The organism is Gilvimarinus sp. 2_MG-2023 (assembly GCF_030547685.1).
Lineage (GTDB): Bacteria > Pseudomonadota > Gammaproteobacteria > Pseudomonadales > Cellvibrionaceae > Gilvimarinus.
Window position 1 is genome coordinate 1 of the sequence record NZ_JAUOQM010000029.1, and the last position, 450, is coordinate 450.

1 protein-coding gene is annotated in these 450 nt (G+C 51.1%); it reads left to right on the plus strand.

Annotated features, from left to right (window positions below; all coding sequences use genetic code 11):
• The coding region (locus Q4526_RS06600; RefSeq protein WP_215976139.1) for an EAL domain-containing protein at positions 1 to 420 on the plus strand (420 nt) is incomplete at its 5' end.
• Positions 421 to 450: the final 30 nt, after the last annotated feature.

Below are 450 nucleotides of genomic sequence, written 5' to 3' on the forward strand. Positions count from 1 at the left end.
AAGGCTGCGGGCTTATCGGCCGACGCAATTGCCTTCCAAGTGCAAGAGCGCGACATCACCAACCACCTAAACGCTGCCAAGGCGCTAAACAACGGATTGGACAAACTGGGTTCCATGCTGTCTATCAGTAACTTTGGCTGCTCGCTGAACCCATTTAATGCACTGAAACACGTCAACGCTAAAGTCATTAAAGTCGACGGCTCCTTTACTCAGGACATTCAGAGCAAAAGTGAAAGCCCCGAGGGGCTGACCCAACTACTCGGCGGCCTACACGAGCAAGAAAAAATCACCATCGTCCCCTTTGTGGAAAACGCCAGTGTGCTCTCGACATTATGGCAAGCAGGTGTGCACTACATTCAAGGCCACTACCTGCAAGAGCCCACCGAGTCGATGAGCTACGATTTTAATATGGAAGGGTAAAGACAGAGCGCGCTGAATGCTGAATGCTGA